13 protein-coding genes are annotated in these 18,564 nt (G+C 60.5%); 8 read left to right on the forward strand and 5 right to left on the reverse strand.

Annotated features, from left to right (window positions below; genetic code table 11):
* The first annotated feature begins 35 nt into the window (after positions 1–35).
* The 5 genes from ACB035_RS02815 to aroG all read left to right on the forward strand — a co-directional run bounded on the left by ACB035_RS02815 (position 36) and on the right by aroG (position 5,813).
* Positions 36–788 carry an electron transfer flavoprotein subunit beta/FixA family protein gene (locus ACB035_RS02815; protein ID WP_371166616.1) on the forward strand — a complete coding sequence of 251 codons (753 nt, stop codon included), beginning with the start codon at positions 36–38 and terminating at the stop codon, positions 786–788.
* Entirely contained in the window at positions 785–1,711 is a 927-nt protein-coding gene (locus ACB035_RS02820) for an FAD-binding protein (RefSeq protein WP_335820694.1), read from the forward strand. The genes ACB035_RS02815 and ACB035_RS02820 overlap by 4 nt, the downstream gene beginning before the upstream one ends.
* Positions 1,712–1,936: 225 nt before the next feature.
* On the forward strand, positions 1,937–3,025 hold the full coding sequence (gene serC, locus ACB035_RS02825; protein ID WP_371166617.1) for a 3-phosphoserine/phosphohydroxythreonine transaminase: 1,089 nt from the start codon (positions 1,937–1,939) through the stop codon (positions 3,023–3,025).
* Positions 3,026–3,253: 228 nt separating this feature from the next.
* Positions 3,254–4,537, forward strand: a complete 1,284-nt coding sequence (aroA, locus tag ACB035_RS02830) for a 3-phosphoshikimate 1-carboxyvinyltransferase (RefSeq protein WP_371166618.1) — start codon at positions 3,254–3,256, stop codon at positions 4,535–4,537.
* A gap of 220 nt (positions 4,538–4,757) precedes the next feature.
* Entirely contained in the window at positions 4,758–5,813 is a 1,056-nt protein-coding gene (aroG, locus tag ACB035_RS02835; protein ID WP_042080388.1) for a 3-deoxy-7-phosphoheptulonate synthase AroG, read from the forward strand.
* Between the two features lie 126 nt (positions 5,814–5,939).
* On the opposite strand, the gene ACB035_RS02840 is transcribed toward aroG, so the two are convergent.
* Positions 5,940–7,535: a methyl-accepting chemotaxis protein gene (locus tag ACB035_RS02840; protein ID WP_371166619.1), complete on the reverse strand. Its 1,596-nt coding sequence runs from the start codon at positions 7,533–7,535 to the stop codon at positions 5,940–5,942.
* 256 nt (positions 7,536–7,791) lie between these two features.
* Here ACB035_RS02840 and hutW point away from each other — a divergent pair, with 256 nt between their 5' ends.
* Positions 7,792–9,153 (forward strand): heme anaerobic degradation radical SAM methyltransferase ChuW/HutW, encoded by a 1,362-nt coding sequence (gene hutW / locus ACB035_RS02845; RefSeq protein WP_371166620.1) that lies wholly within the window; start codon positions 7,792–7,794, stop codon positions 9,151–9,153.
* 98 nt (positions 9,154–9,251) lie between these two features.
* On the opposite strand, the gene ACB035_RS02850 is transcribed toward hutW, so the two are convergent.
* Both ACB035_RS02850 and ACB035_RS02855 read right to left on the reverse strand, forming a co-directional pair.
* The gene (locus tag ACB035_RS02850; protein ID WP_371166621.1) at positions 9,252–10,655 is read right to left on the reverse strand and encodes a DEAD/DEAH box helicase; all 1,404 of its coding nucleotides are present in this window, start codon (positions 10,653–10,655) and stop codon (positions 9,252–9,254) included.
* Positions 10,656–10,837: 182 nt separating this feature from the next.
* Positions 10,838–11,314, reverse strand: a complete 477-nt coding sequence (locus ACB035_RS02855; RefSeq protein ID WP_371166622.1) for a glutathione peroxidase — start codon at positions 11,312–11,314, stop codon at positions 10,838–10,840.
* Positions 11,315–11,663: 349 nt separating this feature from the next.
* On the opposite strand from ACB035_RS02855, the gene ACB035_RS02860 reads away from it, so the two are divergent.
* Positions 11,664–12,272: a 2OG-Fe(II) oxygenase gene (locus tag ACB035_RS02860; RefSeq protein ID WP_335848752.1), complete on the forward strand. Its 609-nt coding sequence runs from the start codon at positions 11,664–11,666 to the stop codon at positions 12,270–12,272.
* Between the two features lie 204 nt (positions 12,273–12,476).
* Positions 12,477–13,466, forward strand: a complete 990-nt coding sequence (locus tag ACB035_RS02865; RefSeq protein ID WP_042055738.1) for a D-alanine--D-alanine ligase — start codon at positions 12,477–12,479, stop codon at positions 13,464–13,466.
* A 163-nt stretch (positions 13,467–13,629) separates the two neighbouring features.
* Here the strand turns inward: ACB035_RS02865 and mngB are convergent, their stop codons facing one another.
* Positions 13,630–16,284: a mannosylglycerate hydrolase gene (gene mngB / locus ACB035_RS02870; protein ID WP_371166623.1), complete on the reverse strand. Its 2,655-nt coding sequence runs from the start codon at positions 16,282–16,284 to the stop codon at positions 13,630–13,632.
* 86 nt (positions 16,285–16,370) lie between these two features.
* A complete protein-coding gene (gene mngA, locus ACB035_RS02875; protein WP_371166624.1) occupies positions 16,371–18,317 on the reverse strand; it encodes a PTS 2-O-a-mannosyl-D-glycerate transporter subunit IIABC in 1,947 nt (648 codons plus the stop codon).
* Between the last annotated feature and the right edge of the window lie 247 nt (positions 18,318–18,564).

Consider the following 18,564-nt stretch of genomic DNA (forward strand, 5'->3'; position numbering starts at 1 on the left):
AATGAATTCAATCCAAAGAGACGAGGCATGACCCCATGAAGCTGCTGGTCGCGATCAAACGGGTAGTCGACTACAACGTCAAGATCCGGGTGAAGGGAGACGGCTCCGACGTGGAGCTGGCCAATGTGAAGATGGGGATCAACCCCTTTTGTGAAATTGCGGTGGAGGAGGGGGTCAGGCTGCGGGAAGCGGGTATCGCCAGCGAGCTGGTGGTGGTGACCTTTGGCCCTGACGCTGCCGCCGAGCAACTGCGCCATGGGCTGGCGCTGGGGGCGGATCGGGCGCTGCATTATGTCACCGATCAGACGCTCGCCCCGCTGACTGTCGCCCGCGCCTTGCACAAGGTGTGCGAGCAGGAGCAGCCGGATCTGGTGCTGCTCGGCAAGCAGTCCATCGATTCAGACAACAATCAGGTGGCCCAGATGCTGGCTGCCCTCAATGATTGGCCGCTGGCGACCTGCGCGTCAGCCCTCAAGGTGGAAGCTGGGGAACTGCTGGTGACCCGCGAAATCGACGGTGGCCTCGAGACCCTGGGCATGCCGTTGCCTGCGGTGGTGAGCGCCGATCTGCGTTTGAATGAACCGCGTTTTGCCTCGCTACCCAACATCATGAAGGCCAAGCGCAAGCCGCTTGATAGCGCTCCGTTCTCGACACTCGCCGTTGAGGTGGCCAATCAGACCCGTTTGCTCGGGGTGATGGCGCCGCCAGCCCGCAGCGCAGGGATCAAGGTGGGCTCGGTGGACGAGCTGGTGGACAAACTCAAACACGAAGCGAAGGTGCTGCCATGAGCGTGCTGATCATTGCCGAACATCATCAGGGCCATCTGGCCGACAACGTGGCACAACTGGTGACCGCAGCCAGCTCAATCGGCGGTCAGGTTGACCTGCTGTTGCTCGGGCAGGGGCTGACCGAGGCGGGTGAACAGGCGGCTGCCATTGGCGGCGTCGACAAGGTGTTGCTTGCCGAACATCCCCTGCTGGCCGACGGGCTGCTGGATGGAGTCGACAAGCTGCTGGCCTGCTGGTGCGAAGGTTACAGCCACTGCCTGATGGCGGCGAGTGCCATGGGCAAGGCGCTGCTGCCACAGGTGGCGGCCCGGCTTGGGGTGGAGATGCTCTCCGAGGTGACGGCTATCGAGAGTAGCGACACCTTCCTGCGCCCCATCTATGCGGGCAATGCCATTGCCAGAGTGGCAAGCTCGGCGCCCGTCAAAGTGATGACGGTGCGGGCCACAGCCTTTGCCAAGGCGGCGACGGGCGGGCAGTCTCCCATCGAACGCTTGGCCGTGCCCGAATTCGCTGGTCGTACCCGGCTGGTCGAGCGCCGCGCGGTGCGCTCCAGCAGGCCCGAACTGACCGCCGCCCGGGTGGTGGTCTCCGGTGGCCGGGCACTGGGCTCCAAGACGCAGTTTGCTTTGATAGAAGCGCTGGCCGACAAGCTGGGCGGTGCCGTGGGGGCATCGCGGGCCGCTGTTGATGCAGGATATGTCGCCAACGATCTGCAGGTGGGGCAGACCGGCAAGGTGGTGGCACCCGAGCTCTATATCGCGGTCGGTATTTCGGGCGCCATCCAGCATCTGGCGGGGATGAAGGAGTCGAAGGTGATCGTGGCCATCAACAAGGACAGCGATGCCCCCATCTTTCAGGTGGCGGACTACGGGCTGGTGGGGGATCTCTTCACTCTGCTGCCGGAGCTCACCGCCAAACTGTAAATTTGTCAGAAATGGCTGGGCTGTGGTCGTTTATGCGCTCTGCCCGCCATTTCTGTGCATGTTCCCTGCAAGCCCTGACCCGTTCAGGGCTTTTTCTACTGCAAGGGGGACGCAGAGTGACGGTAAAAGGTTGAGCCAGCTCCCAAAAAGCCTTTGATCCGCTGGCTGCTCTTGTGTAAAACCTGACAAGTCATCGATTACTCTCATCCACTCACGGAAAGCGTCATGAGCAAACAGATTTACAACTTCTGCGCCGGCCCCGCCATGCTGCCGGTTGAAGTCATGGAGCGCGCCCAGCGCGAATTTTGTAATTTTCAGGGGCTGGGAGCCTCGGTCATGGAGCTTTCCCATCGCGGCAAGCCCTACATGGCGGTTGCCGAGAAGGCTGAAGCGGATCTGCGCGAGCTGCTGGCAGTGCCGGACAACTACAAGGTGCTCTTCATGCACGGCGGCGGCCGCGGTCAGTTCTCCGCCGTGCCCATGAACCTGCTGGGCGGGGCCAACAAGAAGGCGGACTTCCTGCTGACCGGCGTCTGGTCCCAGAGCGCGGTGGATGAAGCCAAAAAGTATGGCGATATCCAGACCTTCCTGGGGGTTGCCAAGAACGAGCAGGGGATCTCCCACCTGTTGCCGACGCCGGCGTTTCGCGCCGATGCGGCCTATGTTCACTACTGCCCGAACGAAACCATTGACGGCATCGAGATGTTCGACATCCCGGCCGCTGGCGAGGTGCCGCTGGTGGCGGATCTCTCCTCCACCATTCTCTCCCGTCCTCTCGATGTGAGCCGCTTTGGCATCATCTATGCCGGTGCCCAGAAAAATATCGGGCCGTCCGGGCTTGCCATCGCCATCGTGCGCGATGACCTGCTGGATCAGGCCAGAGCCGATGTCCCCTCGATTTTTGACTACAAGCTCACTGCCAAGAACGACTCCATGTTCAACACTCCGCCCACCTACGCCTGGTATCTGGCCGGTCTGGTGTTCGAGTGGCTGAAAGAACAGGGTGGCCTCGAGGCGATGGAGGCGCGCAACAAGGAGAAGGCCGACTTCCTCTATGACTATCTCGATCAGTCGAGCTTCTACGGCAATCAGGTGGATGTCAGCTGCCGTTCGCGGATGAACATCCCGTTCCAGCTGAAAAATGCCGAGCTGGACAAGCAGTTCCTGGCCGAGTCGGAAGCGGCCGGCCTGCTGGCCCTCAAAGGGCACCGCATTGTCGGTGGCATGCGCGCCAGCATCTACAACGCCATGCCGCTGGAGGGGGTAAAGGCCCTGGTGAGCTTTATGGATGGCTTTGCCAAGCGCAACGGCTGAGAACAGAGCCCCTATGTGTTTGCTGGTGGCCTCTCGTGACAACCCTTGAGCCGCTTCCAGCTATTGCAGTGAATTCAAGACGCCGGGGATACCCCGGCGTCTTTTTTTCAACAGAACCAGCGCGCTGGCGTTTACCGTGCGATTTCCCCTGAAAGTGCCCTTGCCGAGCGGGACGCAGGCTGTTAACGTCCGGACAGGCGTTTATTTTTGAGATAGCACAGGAAGTCTATGAATTCGTTGCGTTTGGAACCCATTTCTCGTGTGGCCGGTGAGGTCAATCTGCCCGGCTCCAAGAGTGTCTCTAACCGTGCGCTGCTGCTGGCGGCGCTGGCTCGTGGCACCACCCGTCTGACCAACCTGCTCGACAGCGATGACATTCGTCATATGCTGGCTGCGCTGACCCAGCTCGGGGTCAAGTACAAGCTCTCCGCCGACAAGACCGAGTGCACCGTGCAGGGGCTGGGCCGCAGCTTTGCGGTGAAAGAGCCGGTCAATCTGTTCCTCGGCAACGCCGGTACCGCCATGCGCCCGCTCTGCGCCGCCCTGTGCCTCGGTTCCGGTGAATATACCCTGGGCGGCGAGCCGCGCATGGAAGAGCGTCCCATCGCCCATCTGGTGGATGCTCTACGTGAGGCGGGTGCCCATATCCAGTACCTGAAACACGATGGTTATCCGCCGCTGGTGGTGGATGCCAAGGGGCTGTGGGGCGGTGACGTGCACGTCGATGGCTCCGTCTCCAGCCAGTTCCTGACCGCGTTTTTGATGGCGGCGCCGATGGCGGCCGGTGACACCCGGATCCACATCAAGGGGGAGCTGGTCTCCAAGCCCTACATCGACATCACCCTGCACATCATGAAGCAGTTCGGGGTGGTCATCGAGCACGACAACTACAAGCTGTTCTACATCAAGGGCAACCAGACCTATATCAGTCCGGGTGACTTTCTGGTGGAAGGGGATGCCTCCAGCGCCTCCTACTTCCTCGCGGCGGGCGCCATCAAGGGCAAGGTGCGGGTCACCGGTATCGGCAAGCACAGCATTCAGGGTGATATCCACTTCGCCGACGTGCTGGAGAAGATGGGCGCGCGCATCACCTGGGGTGATGATTTTATCGAGGCGGAGCAGGCGCCGCTGCACGGAGTGGATATGGACATGAACCATATTCCCGATGCGGCCATGACCATCGCGGTTGCCGCGCTGTTTGCCGAGGGGCCGACCTCCATTCGCAATATCTACAACTGGCGGGTGAAAGAGACCGATCGTCTGCACGCCATGGCGACCGAGCTGCGCAAGCTGGGTGTTGAAGTGGAGGAGGGGCATGACTTCATCACCGTGACCCCGCCGACCCAGCTCAAGCATGCCGAGATCGATACCTACAACGATCACCGTATCGCCATGTGCTTCTCGCTGGTGGCGCTGTCGGATACACTGGTCACCATCAATGATCCCAAGTGCACCTCGAAGACCTTCCCGGATTACTTCGACAAGCTGGCCAGTATCAGCCAGCGTGGCTGATCACTGACAAACCCGTCATCACCGACGCTTCGGGCCCGCGCTGAGCGGGCCTTTTTGCCTTCCTCATCCGCACTTTCATTTCGCCTAGCATTATTTCAATAACTTGCAAGATTGATATATAAAATAGTTTTGTGATTGCTGTAATTTCCTATTTACACATGCCCTGTCGCGGGCTATGTTGAGATTTCCTAATCGCAGTCATCTAGCAGGAAGCCTTGTCATGCAGCATCAAACCGACGACGTTCGTATCAGTGAAATCAAAGAGTTATTACCCCCGGTTGCGGTGCTTGAGAAGTTTCCGGCTACCGAGGTAGCCTCGTCCACCGTTTTTGAATCCCGTCAGGCCATTCACAATATCCTGGCCGGCGAAGATGATCGTCTGCTGGTGGTGATTGGTCCTTGCTCCATCCATGATCCGGTTGCCGCGCTGGAGTACGGCAAGCGCCTCAAGGCGTTGCGCGACGAGCTGAAAGATCAGCTGGAGATCGTGATGCGGGTCTACTTCGAAAAACCGCGCACCACAGTGGGCTGGAAGGGGCTGATCAACGATCCGTACCTCGACAATAGCTGCAAGATCAACGACGGTCTGCGCATTGGTCGCAAGCTGTTGCTGGATCTCAACGACATGGGGCTGCCGACTGCCTCCGAGTTCCTCGACATGATCACCCCGCAATATGTAGCGGACCTGATGAGCTGGGGCGCTATCGGTGCCCGTACCACAGAATCCCAGGTACACCGCGAGCTGGCCTCCGGTCTCTCCTGTCCGGTGGGCTTCAAGAACGGCACTGACGGCACCATCAAGGTTGCCATCGATGCCATTGGCGCTGCCAGTGCGCCGCACCACTTCCTGTCGGTCACCAAATACGGTCACTCCGCCATCGTGGCGACCCGCGGCAACCCGGATTGTCACATCATTCTGCGTGGTGGTCGTGAGCCGAACTACAGTGCCGCCCATGTCAGCGAAGTTGTGAAGGGGCTGGAGAAGGCCGGTCTGCCACAGAAGGTGATGATCGACTTTAGTCACGCCAACAGCAGCAAGCAGTTCAAGAACCAGATGGTGGTGGCCGAGGATGTGGCCGGCCAACTGCGTGCCGGCAGTAAGGCGGTGTTTGGTGTGATGGTGGAGAGCCATCTGGTGGAAGGTCGTCAGGATCTGGTGGAAGGGTGTGAACTCACCGTCGGCCAGAGCATCACAGATGCCTGCATCGGTTGGGCTGATACCGAAGTGTTGCTGCGCAACCTGGCTGATGCCGTCGCAACCCGCAACGCCCGCTAAAGCCATCCCGGCGGCGTTGTTAATAGTCAGCGCGCCGCTGGAACAGCAACGATGCCATTCGGCCAAATCGAATCCATAAAGCAAAAGCGCGACCCTTGGGTCGCGCTTTTGCGTTGGTGAAGTGGATTACCAACGGTAGGTTTTCAGCAGTGCCTCCAGTTTCTGGCACTGCTCCACCAACTGGATGCTGGCGAGGTTGGCGGCGTGCGCCTGACCCAGGGTGTCGTTGGAGGTGTTGCGAATATCGCTCACCGAGCTGTCTACCTCATGGCAGACCCTGTCCTGCTCTTCGGCCGACTGGGCCATCTGGGCGTTGAGGTCGTTGATGCGGGCGATGCGCTCGATGATGTTCTGCATGGCTGCCAGGGTCGCTTCGGTCTTGCTGATACTCTCATCGGCTTTGCTTTTTGCATCCCCGATCACCGTAACTGCGCTCTGGGCCTCATTTTGCAGGGCGGCGATCATCTGTGAGATCTCTTCGCTGGCGGCGCGGCTGCGGTTGGAGAGGGCCCGGACTTCATCGGCCACCACCGCAAAGCCACGGCCTTGTTCGCCTGCCCGGGCCGCTTCAATCGCAGCGTTGAGGGCCAGCAGGTTGGTCTGATCGGCAATCCCCTTGATCACCTCGAGTACGCCGTCAACCGCAAGACAGCGGCTGTCGAGTTGCTGGATCACCTGATCCACCCGATCGATCTCTGCCGACATCTCGCCCATGTCGGTGATGGAGTGCTGGGCGAGACGGCTGGTGTCAGCGGCATCCTGATTGGTGAGGGCGGAGAGCTCGGCGCTGTGGCGGGCATGTTCGCGCACTTCATGAGAGCTGGCGGCCAGTTCGCTCACGGCAGCGGCGACCAGGGTGGTCATCCCCTCTTGCTGGCGGGCCGAGTTTTCGGTCTGGGTCGCCACCTGACGGATCTGGTTTGATTCCTGATAGAGCTGGTGGGTCGCCCCTTCCACCTCCTGCAGGCTGTGGCGGAATCCCTGCACCATGTCATTGACGGCGCGGGTCATCTGGCCCAGTTCATCCCGGCTGTGATTGACCAGGGGGAGGGCGAGGTCGCGCTCTTTGGCCATCCGGATCATGGTGAGCTGCAGTTGGCGCAGGGGGTGTTTCACGTAGCGTTGCAATACCCACCAGAGCAAGCCGAAGCCGAGGCTGAAGACGGCGGCCAGGCTGCCGCTCAGGATCAGGTTGTTGTGGCGGATCTCGCCGAAGGTGTGGCTGAGGTCATAACTGATCCGCACTGCCCCCATCACGGTTCCTTCATTGACCTGGTGACAGGTGAGGCACTGGGTGCCGCGATACTCCTTGTAGGCTTTGAACGGTTTGATCAGGGTGAGCCGGTTGCCCTGCTGCTCCAGGATGGCTTCGCCCTGATTGATGGCACGCTCATCGAGGGGATCCTGGGCTTTCTGATCCGGGTGGCCCGGGCCAAACAGGTTGCTGACGGCTGGCGCGCGCACCAGGCGGGCCTCAACGATGCCCGCTTCACTCTTGAGTTTGGTCTGCACTATCTGCCGGTTGGCCATGCCACCTGTCATCATCAGCACGTTCACCTGATCCATATAGGTGTTGGCCATGCTCTCAACTTTCTCCTCTGCCAGCCGGATGGCGAGATCCCGTTGCAGCCAGGCGGAGAGTTCGAAGCAGAGGCCAAAGGTGGTGCTGATGACCAGCGCAAGAGGGAGGAATATTTTCCAGTTCAAGGAGAGGTTATGCATTTTGGGCAAGTTCCATGCGCTTGGTGTTGTTATGTGATCCCGTATCATCTTGATCGTAGACGAAGAAACGGCGGGAGATGGTTCTCTATCGGCACACGATAACCACTCTTGAGTAAATAATCTGTTAAGCAGATCGGTAATGCAGGTTGCCAAAATGCCTTTCGGGAGGGGCGCTGCTCCTCGGGTTGATCCAGAACAAATTGCTAGTAACGATAATCGTTATCATTGTCATTATTTGCTGATAATAGTGACCATCATGAATCTGACCCCTTCCATGACCGGTATTGCCACGCCGGATCCCCTCAAGTTTGCTTTTAGCGCCAAGACCTCGGCTCACGCCAGTCGGGGAGGGATGCGCCCCTTCCCGCTGGATGAGGCTGGCTGGCAGAGTTGGTGGCAGCGAGAGAGTGAAGCTGAGGAGCGCGCCCTCTACATCCACATTCCGTTTTGCCGAAAGCGCTGCAGCTTCTGCAATTTCTTTGAAAATGGCGCCAATCCGGCGCGGATCAACCGCTATGTCAACGCCTTGTGCGCCTCCCTTGCGCAGGCGGCTGACACCCCGCTGGCGCAGAGCATGCCATTTTCAGCCGTCTATGTGGGGGGCGGTACGCCGACCGACATGAGCGCCGACGAGCTGGCCATGCTGGCCGCCGTGATCCGCCGTTTTCCGCTGGCGGCGGATGCCGAGGTGACGCTGGAGGGACGCCTCAACGGCTTTGATGATGAGAAATGGCAGGTGGCGCTGGCGGGGGGCTTTAACCGCTTCTCGTTTGGGGTGCAGAGCTTTGATACCCGGGTGCGTCAGCAGGCGGCCCGTTTCGATGACAGGGAGACTTTGCTGACCCGTCTGGGTGAGCTGACCCGGGATGATGCGGCTGTGATCGTGGCGGATCTCATCTTTGGTCTGCCCGGTCAGGATGATGTCGTATGGCAGCAGGATATCCGCGATGTGATGGTGAGCGGTGTACACGGGGTCGATCTCTACCAGCTCATCGCCATGCAGGGCACCAATCTGGAGCGGGCGCAGGAGAAGGGCACCCTGGATTGGCTCGCCGATGGCCAGCAGCGGGCGGCCATGTATGCCTATGGCGGGGAGCAACTGGAAGCTCACGGCTGGGAGCGTCTCTCTTGCAGCCACTGGCGGCGCAGCCCGGCCGAGCAGAGTCGTTATAACCAGATGGCCAAGCGCGGTGCCGAGATCCTCCCCTTTGGCGCCGGGGCAGGGGGCAACATTCTTGGCCACGGCTTGATGTATGGGCGGGATCTGGCCCCCTGGCACGATGCGCTGGCCAGTGGCAAGCGGGCGCCCGGGATGGTGATGGGACGCAATCCCAATGCAAGGATGGACGGTCTGCTGCGTGGCGCTCTCGACAGTGGCGTGCTGGCGCTGGATCGTCTGCCAACGCCTTTGCTGACCCATCTGATGCCGCTTTTTGCCGCCTGGCAGCAGCACGGGCTGGCCGAGATCGAGAACGCACGGTTGCAACTCACCCTCGCCGGACGCTTCTGGAACGTCAATATGCAGGCTGGCTTGTTCGAGTTCTTGCAGCTCAATCCGCTCGATGGTTCAGCGCCGCCCAGCCATGGTACTGCCGCGGTACGCCATTCGCTGGTTTGAGCCCGAGCGGAGCATTTGCATGGCTCCGAGCGATCCATAACGAAAGAGGGAGCCTTGCAGGCTCCCTCTTTTGGCTTGGCAGTTAGCGTCGCGCGAGCTTACTCGTCGCTGCTCTCCTGATAGCTGTCGCGCATTGCTTTGGGCAGACGGCGCATCGGCGCAAAGCCGATATCCTCGCCCACCACTTCCCGCTTGCGGGACTTGTTTTGAGGAGACTGGGCGGGATTTTTGCTGGCGTCACCCTTGGCTTTGCCCTTGCCCGCGACTGGCTTGCCTTTGGCATTGCTGCTCTTGGCGTTGGCATGACCGCGAGCCCGAGGCGGGTTCTGCACCGGCTTGCTGCCCGGCAGAGTCTGGCGACTCGGCTTGCCGCTTGGCTCATACCCTTCCAGGATCTCCACGGACAGGGATTGGCCGATCAGGGCTTCGATCGCCTTGAGCTGACCCAGCTCGTCCTGGCTGACCAGCGAGATGGCCTCGCCGCCACGACCGGCGCGGCCGGTACGGCCGATACGGTGGATGTAATCTTCCGCCATCTGGGGCAGTTCAAAGTTGATCACATGGGGCAGTTGATCGATGTCCAGACCGCGGGCGGCGATATCGGTCGCTACCAGCACCCGCACCTCGCCACTGCGAAAATCGGCCAGCGCCCGGTTGCGGGCACCCTGGCTCTTGTCACCGTGGATCGCCAGGGTATTGAGACCATCTTTTTGCATCTGCTGGGCGAGGCGGTCGGCGATCTGCTTGGTGCGAACAAACACCAGCACCCGTTGCCAGTTGCCACGGCCAATCATGTGGGAGAGCAGCTCGCGGCGGCGTTCCCGATCTACCTGAATGATGCGCTGGGTCACCTGCTCGGCGGCAGTATTGCTGGGGTCCACCTCGATCAGGGTGGGGTCGTTCAGCAGGTCATCCGCCAGCGCCTTGATGTCGTTTGAGAAGGTGGCAGAGAAGAGCAGGGTTTGCCGCTCTGCAGGCAGCGCCTTCATGATGCGGCGAATGTCGACGATAAAGCCCATGTCGAGCATGCGATCCGCTTCATCCAGCACCAGCACTTCCAGCTGGCTCAGGGTCAGGGCGCCCTGGGTCAGCAGATCCAGCAGACGGCCCGGGGTGGCGACCAGAATGTCCACCCCCAGCTTGATGGCGTCCAGATTGGGCTTGATGCTGACACCGCCATAGGCGATCAGAGTCTTGAACGGCAGGTGGTGGGCATACTTGATGATGCTCTCGCCCACCTGTGCCGCCAGTTCGCGGGTCGGGGTCAGTACCAGTGCGCGTACCTGACGACGGCCACGACCGTGGTTGGCCAGCAGACGCTGCAACATCGGCAGGGTGAAACCGGCCGTTTTGCCTGTGCCTGTCTGAGCGCCGCCGAGCACATCCTGACCGGCCAGAATGGCCGGAATCGCTTGCTGCTGGATAGGGGTTGGCTGTTCGTAACCCAGCTCCTTGACGGCCCGCAGAATATGCGGAGACAGACCCAGTTCGTTGAATGACATGTTCGAGAGAAACTCCTGAGATGAGCCTTTGGCTCAACGGGCAGCCAGCGTATTGGGGCCAGCCACGATATGGAAATGATAACGGGGCCGTAATATAGCAAAAGAGCGGCCGATGCGCAGTAGCTGTCGCACCGGCCGTCACACAATCGTTCAACGCAGCGGCGTAAAACGATGCGGGAGCATCAGAGCATCTCGCGGATCTGCTCGGCCAGACTCTCCGGTTTGGCCTGGGGGGCGAAACGCTCTACCACATTGCCATCACGGTCGATCAGGAACTTGGTGAAGTTCCATTTGACGTTTTCCAGCCTAAGAAATCCCGGTTTCTGTTGCTTGAGCCACTGGTAGAAGGGGTGGGCATGCTCACCGTTGACATCGCACTTGGCCATGATGGGGAAGGTGACCGGATAGTCGAGGGAGCAGAAGCGGGCGATCTCGTCCGCATCCCCCGGCTCCTGATTGCCAAACTGGTTGCAGGGGAAGCCCAAAATCACCAGCCCCTTGGGGCCGAGCTCCCGATAGAGCGTTTCCAGTCCTTCATATTGGGGAGTAAAGCCGCAGCGACTGGCCACATTGACCACCAGCACCACCTTGCCCGCCAGTTGAGTCAGCGGGTAGGGGGTACCATCCAGTCGTTGCAAAGTGAGATCGGGCAGAGGCATGAGAAGATCCTTTCGTGGGTGATGTGCGGGTTGTGCCGTGAGTAGTTCGGTCGGTGACAGAGACAAGCGCCGGATGAACAGCAACATGGCGATGCGGATACGGTATCGGCTGGCTCTTGGTACCGCAAGGAGGCCGCGGCGCCTCTTCGTACCGATTGCAAGGGCCATCACAGTTTCGACAGCCAATACGCTCCTTGGCAGCGCGGGATCACAACTGGCGATAAAAAGCGGGGAGGCGGGCAGCAACTCGCGTATTGATGGTGGGACTTCTCAAGAGAAGCAAACCGGTTTGTGACTTTGCCGGTAAGTCGCTACAAAGCGCCCTCTTTCCACTCATTGTGAGCCAATCTTGGACTATCAAGCTGCCATGGATGCCATTTACACCCGGGGATGGGTGATAGTGGATGATTTTTTGACCGCCGCCGAGGTGGATGCCCTCAAAGCCTGTTTGCCAGGCGAATGGCAACCGGCCGGGATCGGCCGTGACGCCCTGCACCAGGGCAATCCCGATATTCGCCGTGACCAGATCCACTGGCTGGAGCCCTCCCTCGGTGCGCCGGTGGCCGACTACCTCGCCCGGATGGAGTCCCTGCGTCTTGCCGCCAACCGGATGCTGATGCTGGGATTGTTCGACTACGAGGCCCACTTCGCCCGCTATCGCAGCGGTGATTTTTACGCCACCCATCGGGATGCCTTTGCCGGTCGCTCCAACCGCCGTCTTACCACCGTGTTTTACCTAAACAACGACTGGCTGCCCGACGCGGGTGGAGTGCTGCGCATGTATGACGACAAGGAGCAGTTTCTGATGGATGTCAGCCCCAAGGGGGGGCGGCTGGTCATGTTTCTCTCCGAGGAGTTTCCCCACGAGGTGCTGCCTGCCAATCGCGAGCGCTACAGCATTGCCGGCTGGTTTCGGGTCAATGGCAACGGCATGGGAAGGGTCGATCCCCCGCGCTGAGGGGCAATGTGTCCCGATTTTGACACAGGGGAGACTTTTCACTGCAAGAAGTGGGGTCATGGGTCTGCCATCAGCTGACAAGGGTTGATCTCCCTTGCTACACTGGCGCGCACTTATGTTCGTATCTGGCTTCGTCCGGTTTTTATGGTGGTTGGCTTATCAAATGGTCATGACGAGGCCGCTTTTCCCAAGGGATCACATCTAATGAAGAACATGCATGTCTTGCTGCTGTGCGGCGGCGGTGGCTCCGAGCACGAAGTTTCTCTGCGCAGCGCCAATTTCCTCGAGCAACAACTGGGCCTTCTGCCCGGTGTCGAAGTGACCCGCGTCGAGATGTTCGCCGATCGCTGGCTCAGTGCCGATGGCCGCGAGTGCAAGCTGGGGCTCGACAAGCTGCTTTCGTTTGACAGCGTGGCCCGTCCGGTGGATTACGTGGTGCCCTGCATCCACGGCTACCCGGGTGAGACCGGCGATCTGCAATCCTTCCTCGAACTGGCCGGATTGCCTTATCTCGGTTGCGATGCCGAGGCGAGCAAGATCTGCTTCAACAAGATCAGCACCAAGCTGTGGCTCTCCGCCATCGGCATTCCCAATACCCCGTACCTGTTCCTGACCGAGCAAAATGAGGCGGCGCTGGCCGAGGCCAAAGCCGCGCTGGCCAAGTGGGGAAAGGTCTTTATCAAGGCGGCCTCCCAGGGTTCTTCCGTTGGCTGCTACTCCGCCAGCAACGAAGCGGATCTGGTAAAAGGCATTGCCGATGCCTTCGGTTACTCCGAACAGGTACTGATTGAGAAGGCGGTCAAGCCGCGCGAGCTGGAAGTGGCGGTTTACCAGTATGGTGACGAGCTGGTGGCCACCTATCCGGGCGAGATCTGCGTGCCGCAGGACAAGTTCTACACCTATGAAGAGAAGTACAGCAGTGCCAGCCATACCGAGACGGCACTGCGTGCCGAGGGGCTGACTGAGGCGCAGGCTGAAGCTATTCACGAGTATGCCCTCAAGGCGTTCCGTCAGCTGAAACTGACCCATCTCTCGCGCATCGACTTCTTCCTGACCGAGGAGGGGGAGATCCTGCTGAATGAAATCAACACCTTCCCGGGCATGACCTCCATCTCCATGTTCCCGAAACTGCTGGAGCATCACGGCCACCGCTTCGCCGACTACCTTGAGCAGATCCTGCGCAAGGCCAGCTAAGCGCGCTCTCCCGCTCGCGGGATGAAGCAGAACCCAATAAAAATCCCCGCCAATTGGCGGGGATTTTTTATGTCTTTATCAAGCGGGGCAGGCCAGCTTGAAGGGATAAACAGGCGGGGATGACTCTTCCCCGCCTGTTGCTATCTGTGGGTGTTACCGGCGGTTAGCCGCGAGCCACCCGAAAGCGCACGCTGCGGGAGTGGCACGGCGCCAGCTCGCCAAACTCGCCAGCGGCCAGTTCAAGGGGCAGGGGCTGTTCGTCCATCCGCACCGCTTGCCAGTCGCTCAGGGCGTGTTCGCAGCTCACTTTGCCACCCTCCAGTACCGCCTGCTCGCTCGGGTTGTAGACCCGGATCACCAGCGCCTCTTCATCCTCTGCCTTTTTCAGGGCGCTCAGCACCGGACCGGACGGAGCCATGGTGAGCAGACTGAAGTGCAGCGGGGTAGTGAAGCTCGCCTTGTTGAGCTTCATGGCATCGAACGGGATCTTGTTGTAGCAGTGAACCGGGGTGAGGTAGCTGCGCGCCGCCTGCATCACGTTGGCGCTGATGTGATCGCCAGCAAACGCCAGCAGGCTTAAACGACTGCTGAGCTTGCCACGCACCTGGGAGTCAGGGGTGGGCAGCTTGATGCCGGAGGGGCGACCCGGGCGCAGCAGCAGCTCCTCTTTACCGAGTACGCCGACCCCGCGCAGCAGGGTGAGTGCCAGGGTGTCGCACTGCTCGCCGATCACTTCAAACTCGCGCAGACCGTCGCTCAGCACCGCCAGCCCCTGCTTGCCATCTTGCAGGGCGACGAAGTTCATCAGCTGCCAGACCGGAATGGGTGCCTCTTTCCACCCTTCTGCCTCCCAGTTCGCCATGGCGCTGTCGCGGGTAGGGCGGGTGATGCAGCCAAACTGGTTGTCAGAGACAACGGTGTCGCTTGGGAAGGGGGTGGGGATCAGCACCCGCACCCTGTGATCATCGGCCTGATTGTCGAGCTCCAGCTCGATATCGATACGCGGGCTCTGATGCGCCAACGTGATGCGGCAGGTGACATCGAGGTGGCCGCTGCACTGGCGTTTGGCACGCTCGGCGAGGTTGGCAGGCAAGGCCATACGCAATGTGAGAGTGGCGATGCTCTGCCACGCCTGATGGGTGACCTCACGGGTCACCGCAAACTCGGTGGAGTAACGCAGCCACTCTTCGCGCGACGGCGAGTAATCATACTCGTCACCATCATCCGAGCCCTCTTCCAGCGTGAGCACCTGATCAAAGGTGGTGCCGCGCAGTTTATCCAGGATCTGCAAAGTGCCGTTGTCATTGAGGGCGATGCGGTAAAAATCGTTCTCCAGCAGCTCGCCGCTGGCCGTCACCGGCTGCTCCACTCCCGGCTGGTTACCCTCGATATGGAGAGTGCAGTAACCCATGGCCGGCAGGGGATGGCAGAGCTGGATGTCGTACTCCATAAAGGGCTCGTAGTTGCCGTAGTGCACGATCTGTCTGTCCACCAGACCCGGGTCAATCTCGCGTCTGGCGCGGATGAAGTAGGGGACCGGTTGGCCCGCTTCATCGCGCAGAGCAAAGGATTGGGCGCGAATGCGGATGCTGGTGTTGATCACCTCCTGACGGGGGAAGGGCATAAGGTTGAACAGGCAGAGCTTGTCGGCCACCTGTACCCCGTCTTCACAGAGCGCCACCGGCATGTTGTCGACAATTTTGCGCATGTAGAAGCGGATCAGGTTCTCGGCCATGTCGTCGGCCAGAATGAAGCGGGTCATCACCTCCTGATGCACCTTGTCGCTGCAGCAGCAGCCGATGCTGTCATGGGCGTGGTTCTTCATGATCTCCTTCCACATCTTCTCGAGCAGCCCGTGGTGGTACTCGAAGCCGAGCGCCCAGGCGATGCTCGCCAGTGGTTCGAGGATGTTGACGATCTTGTTCTCGATGGCGGCGTGGGCCAACTTGATGTCCATCCGGGTGGAGGAGATGGTACGGTGTACCCGCATGTATTTGCCGTCGTTGAACTCCCCCTTGAGGGTGGCAAGCTGGTCGCGGCACGCCTCGATGCGCTCGAATACTTGCTCGAAGCGGCTCATGTGGAATTCACGCTGGGGGTAGATTTCCCGCAGCTTGTCGATAATGGCGAAGATGTTCTGTTGCAGCGGCATCTGGTCGTGGCCGTTGGGCAGCAGGATATCCTTGGTCACCGAGGCCTTCTCCAGCACCTCGAAGTAGGATTCGAGCCGCTTGCGAAGGCTCGCTTCATCTTCCGGCAGATACTTGCCGATGGCGTAGCCGAGCGGCAGGACCTGGGCGGTCACTTCGCTGCCATCGTTGCTCTGCCAGAGGAACTCGGTCTTGTCGGTGCCGTGACGCTCGGAGCAGCCGCGCCAGAACATGGCCCGGTCAATCCCGAAGCCGTTGAAGATGTGGGGCAACTGGGAAGACATGCCGAACGAGTCGGGCAGGTAACCGATCTTCATCGGCTCGCCAAGGCTGAGGCAATCGCGCATCCCGTAGAGCAGGTTGCGCAGGATGGACTCGCCGCTCACCTGCATGGTGTCGGTCTGGGTGTACCAGGGGCCGATGATGAGCTTGCCCGCTTCCACCAGCGCCTTCACCCGGGCCTTGTTCTCGGGCTGGATGGCGAAGTAATCCTCCAGCACCGCGGTCTGGCCGTCCAGCACATAGAACTTGTAGTCGGGGTCGGACTCAAGACGCGCCAGGATCTCCGCCATGTTGTTGACCAGCAGAATGCGGGACTCCTCGGTGGTGAAGTACCACTCCCGATCCCAGTGCATGTGCGGCGTGATGTGAACTCGTGAAACTGTCATGACAATGATCCTTTGCTGGCGCACGGCGGCCCTTGCCTGCCGTGCGGAAAAATAGTCTGTTGAAAAATCGGTTGTGAAGATGCGCCTTACTCTGCGGCGACCACCTGATAGGTGCCGCGCTGCATGGCGTGACGGCGCCAGCCGATCAGCACCACAGTGGAGATAAGGGTGCCCACCAGCGCCGCACCGAGCCAGACGGCGGCCGCCATCAGGGCACCGTGGCCGCCATCGTGGAGCAGGAAGAGGGAGAAGATGCCAGCCCCCGGGGTGGAGAGACCAATCCCCATGGCACCCACCATGGCGCCGGTGACCACCGAGCCTGCGAGGAAGGAGCCGATCACCCGGATTGGATCTTCGATGGCCATTGGAATGGCGCCCTCGGTGATCCCTGCCAGCCCCAGCAGCCAGGTGGACTTGCCGGTCTCGATCTCGAAGGTCTGGAACAGGCGCGGCGCCAGCAGGGTGGAGAAGGTGACGGTAAAGGCCGAGACCATCTTGACCGCGCCGAAGATGGCGTAGGGGCCGTAGACCCCGTTGGCCATGGCGCCGAGGCAGAAGGCGTAGGCCGCCTTGTTGACCGGGCCACCCAGGTCAAACGAGCACATAAAGCCGAGCAGGGCGCCCAGTACCAGCGCATTGGTGCCGGAGAGGCCGTTGAGCCATTCGGTGAGACTGTTGTTGAGCCAGGCTACCGGCTGGCCGATGACAAACAGCATCAGGCTGCCCGCCACCAGGGTGCCGATCACCGGATAGAGGTAAAAGGTGAGAAAGCCGTTGAAGTTGGGGCTCAGGCGCACATACTGCTTGACCCAGCGCATCAGGTAACCGGCGATAAGACCACCGACCACCCCGCCGAGGAAACCGGAGCCAATCATGTTGGCGGCCAGTCCCGCCGCAAAGCCCGGGCCCAGCGCCGGTTTGTCCGCCAGCGAATAGGCGGTATAGGCCGCCAGCACCGGCACCATCAGGGTGCCCAGCATGCCGCCGCCCAGCTTGCGATACATCCAGAGCCAGGAGTTCTCGGTATCAAACAGATGTTGCAGGCCGAAGATCTGGGCCAGCAGCACAGAGACGGCGAGCACGGTACCACCCGCCACGATCAGCGGTACGGCAAAGGAGATGCCGCTCAGCAGCGCCTGCTTGAGCTCGGTCTTGAGGCTCACCTTCTTGCCGGTCTGCGCGTCGCTCTGGCTGGGGTTGGGCGTCGGGGCGGTGCGCCCGGCCTTGGCCGCTTCCAGCGCGTCATTCAGGATCCGCTCGGCATGGCGGATGGGCTCGGCCACCGGCGTCTCGATCCGGGGGATGCCAATAAAACGCTCCTGCTCCTTGATGGCCACCTCGGCGGCGAAGATACAGGCCACCGCAGCATCGAGCGCCTCTTGCGGCAGGCGATCCTCAATGCCATTGGCACCCTGCTTCTCGACCAGTACCCGAATACCCAGCTTGCGTCCCGCCTTTTCCAGATACTCGGCAGCCATATAGGTGTGGGCGATCCCCGCCGGGCAGGCAGTGACACAGACCACAGTGGGTTTATTTGTATTTAAATTGTCTTCTTTTTCTGGTTGCTTGTCGCCATCCCCTTCACCATCGAGCAGCGCCATCAGCTGCTCTGCACTCTGGGCCGCCAGCACCGCCTCGCGGGTATCGTCATCCACCAGGGCAGTGGTGAGGGTGGTGAGCAGCTGCATATGGGTGGAGCCTGCCTGATCGGTCGGGATCGCCAGCATGAAGATCAGGTTGACCGGCTCGGAGCCGTCGATCCCCTCCCAGCCCAGCTCCTCGCTCAGGGTAGCGACGGCAAAGGCTGCTTCACGCACCGCATCGCACTTGCCGTGGGGCACCGCCAGCCCTTCGCCAAGGGCGGTGGGGCCCTGCGCCTCGCGGGCCATGACCGCCGCCAGAAAGGCAGCCTTGTCGTGCAGCTTGCCGGCCTGATCGAGCCGATCAGCCAGGGCATGAATGGCCGCATCCCGATCGGCAAACCGGGTTTGCAACGTGATGAGATGGGGGCCGGTAAGACTGGTCAGATTCATGATGATCCTCTGTCAGGTTGGCTTGCCAGCAAGCCGTCATGGTGAAAGTGACAGCGATGCTAACAAACCGGCCGACTGATTTTTGTGAGTGGTATCATACAATTCGTTATTTGTATTGTTTTTGTATTGTTAGTTCAAGGTGATTTGTTAGGTCAAATGAGGCTGAGCCGTTTTGTCTGCCGGGCAAGTGGGGTAGAATGGCGCCTCTTCCATTTATCATGGCGCAGAGCCGACGAGGTGGCCTTTC

It is taken from the genome of Aeromonas sp. S12(2024), from assembly GCF_041402305.1.
GTDB lineage: Bacteria > Pseudomonadota > Gammaproteobacteria > Enterobacterales > Aeromonadaceae > Aeromonas > Aeromonas veronii.

What these genes read in the sequence shown, in the direction of transcription:
- ACB035_RS02815 (WP_371166616.1), top strand. Translation starts at nt 36, where the DNA reads ATGAAGCTGCTGGTCGCGATCAAACGGGTAGTCGACTACAACGTCAAG.
- ACB035_RS02820 (WP_335820694.1), top strand. Translation starts at nt 785, where the DNA reads ATGAGCGTGCTGATCATTGCCGAACATCATCAGGGCCATCTGGCCGAC.
- serC (WP_371166617.1), top strand. Translation starts at nt 1,937, where the DNA reads ATGAGCAAACAGATTTACAACTTCTGCGCCGGCCCCGCCATGCTGCCG.
- aroA (WP_371166618.1), top strand. Translation starts at nt 3,254, where the DNA reads ATGAATTCGTTGCGTTTGGAACCCATTTCTCGTGTGGCCGGTGAGGTC.
- aroG (WP_042080388.1), top strand. Translation starts at nt 4,758, where the DNA reads ATGCAGCATCAAACCGACGACGTTCGTATCAGTGAAATCAAAGAGTTA.
- ACB035_RS02840 (WP_371166619.1), bottom strand. Translation starts at nt 7,535, where the DNA reads ATGCATAACCTCTCCTTGAACTGGAAAATATTCCTCCCTCTTGCGCTG.
- hutW (WP_371166620.1), top strand. Translation starts at nt 7,792, where the DNA reads ATGAATCTGACCCCTTCCATGACCGGTATTGCCACGCCGGATCCCCTC.
- ACB035_RS02850 (WP_371166621.1), bottom strand. Translation starts at nt 10,655, where the DNA reads ATGTCATTCAACGAACTGGGTCTGTCTCCGCATATTCTGCGGGCCGTC.
- ACB035_RS02855 (WP_371166622.1), bottom strand. Translation starts at nt 11,314, where the DNA reads ATGCCTCTGCCCGATCTCACTTTGCAACGACTGGATGGTACCCCCTAC.
- ACB035_RS02865 (WP_042055738.1), top strand. Translation starts at nt 12,477, where the DNA reads ATGAAGAACATGCATGTCTTGCTGCTGTGCGGCGGCGGTGGCTCCGAG.
- mngB (WP_371166623.1), bottom strand. Translation starts at nt 16,284, where the DNA reads ATGACAGTTTCACGAGTTCACATCACGCCGCACATGCACTGGGATCGG.
- mngA (WP_371166624.1), bottom strand. Translation starts at nt 18,317, where the DNA reads ATGAATCTGACCAGTCTTACCGGCCCCCATCTCATCACGTTGCAAACC.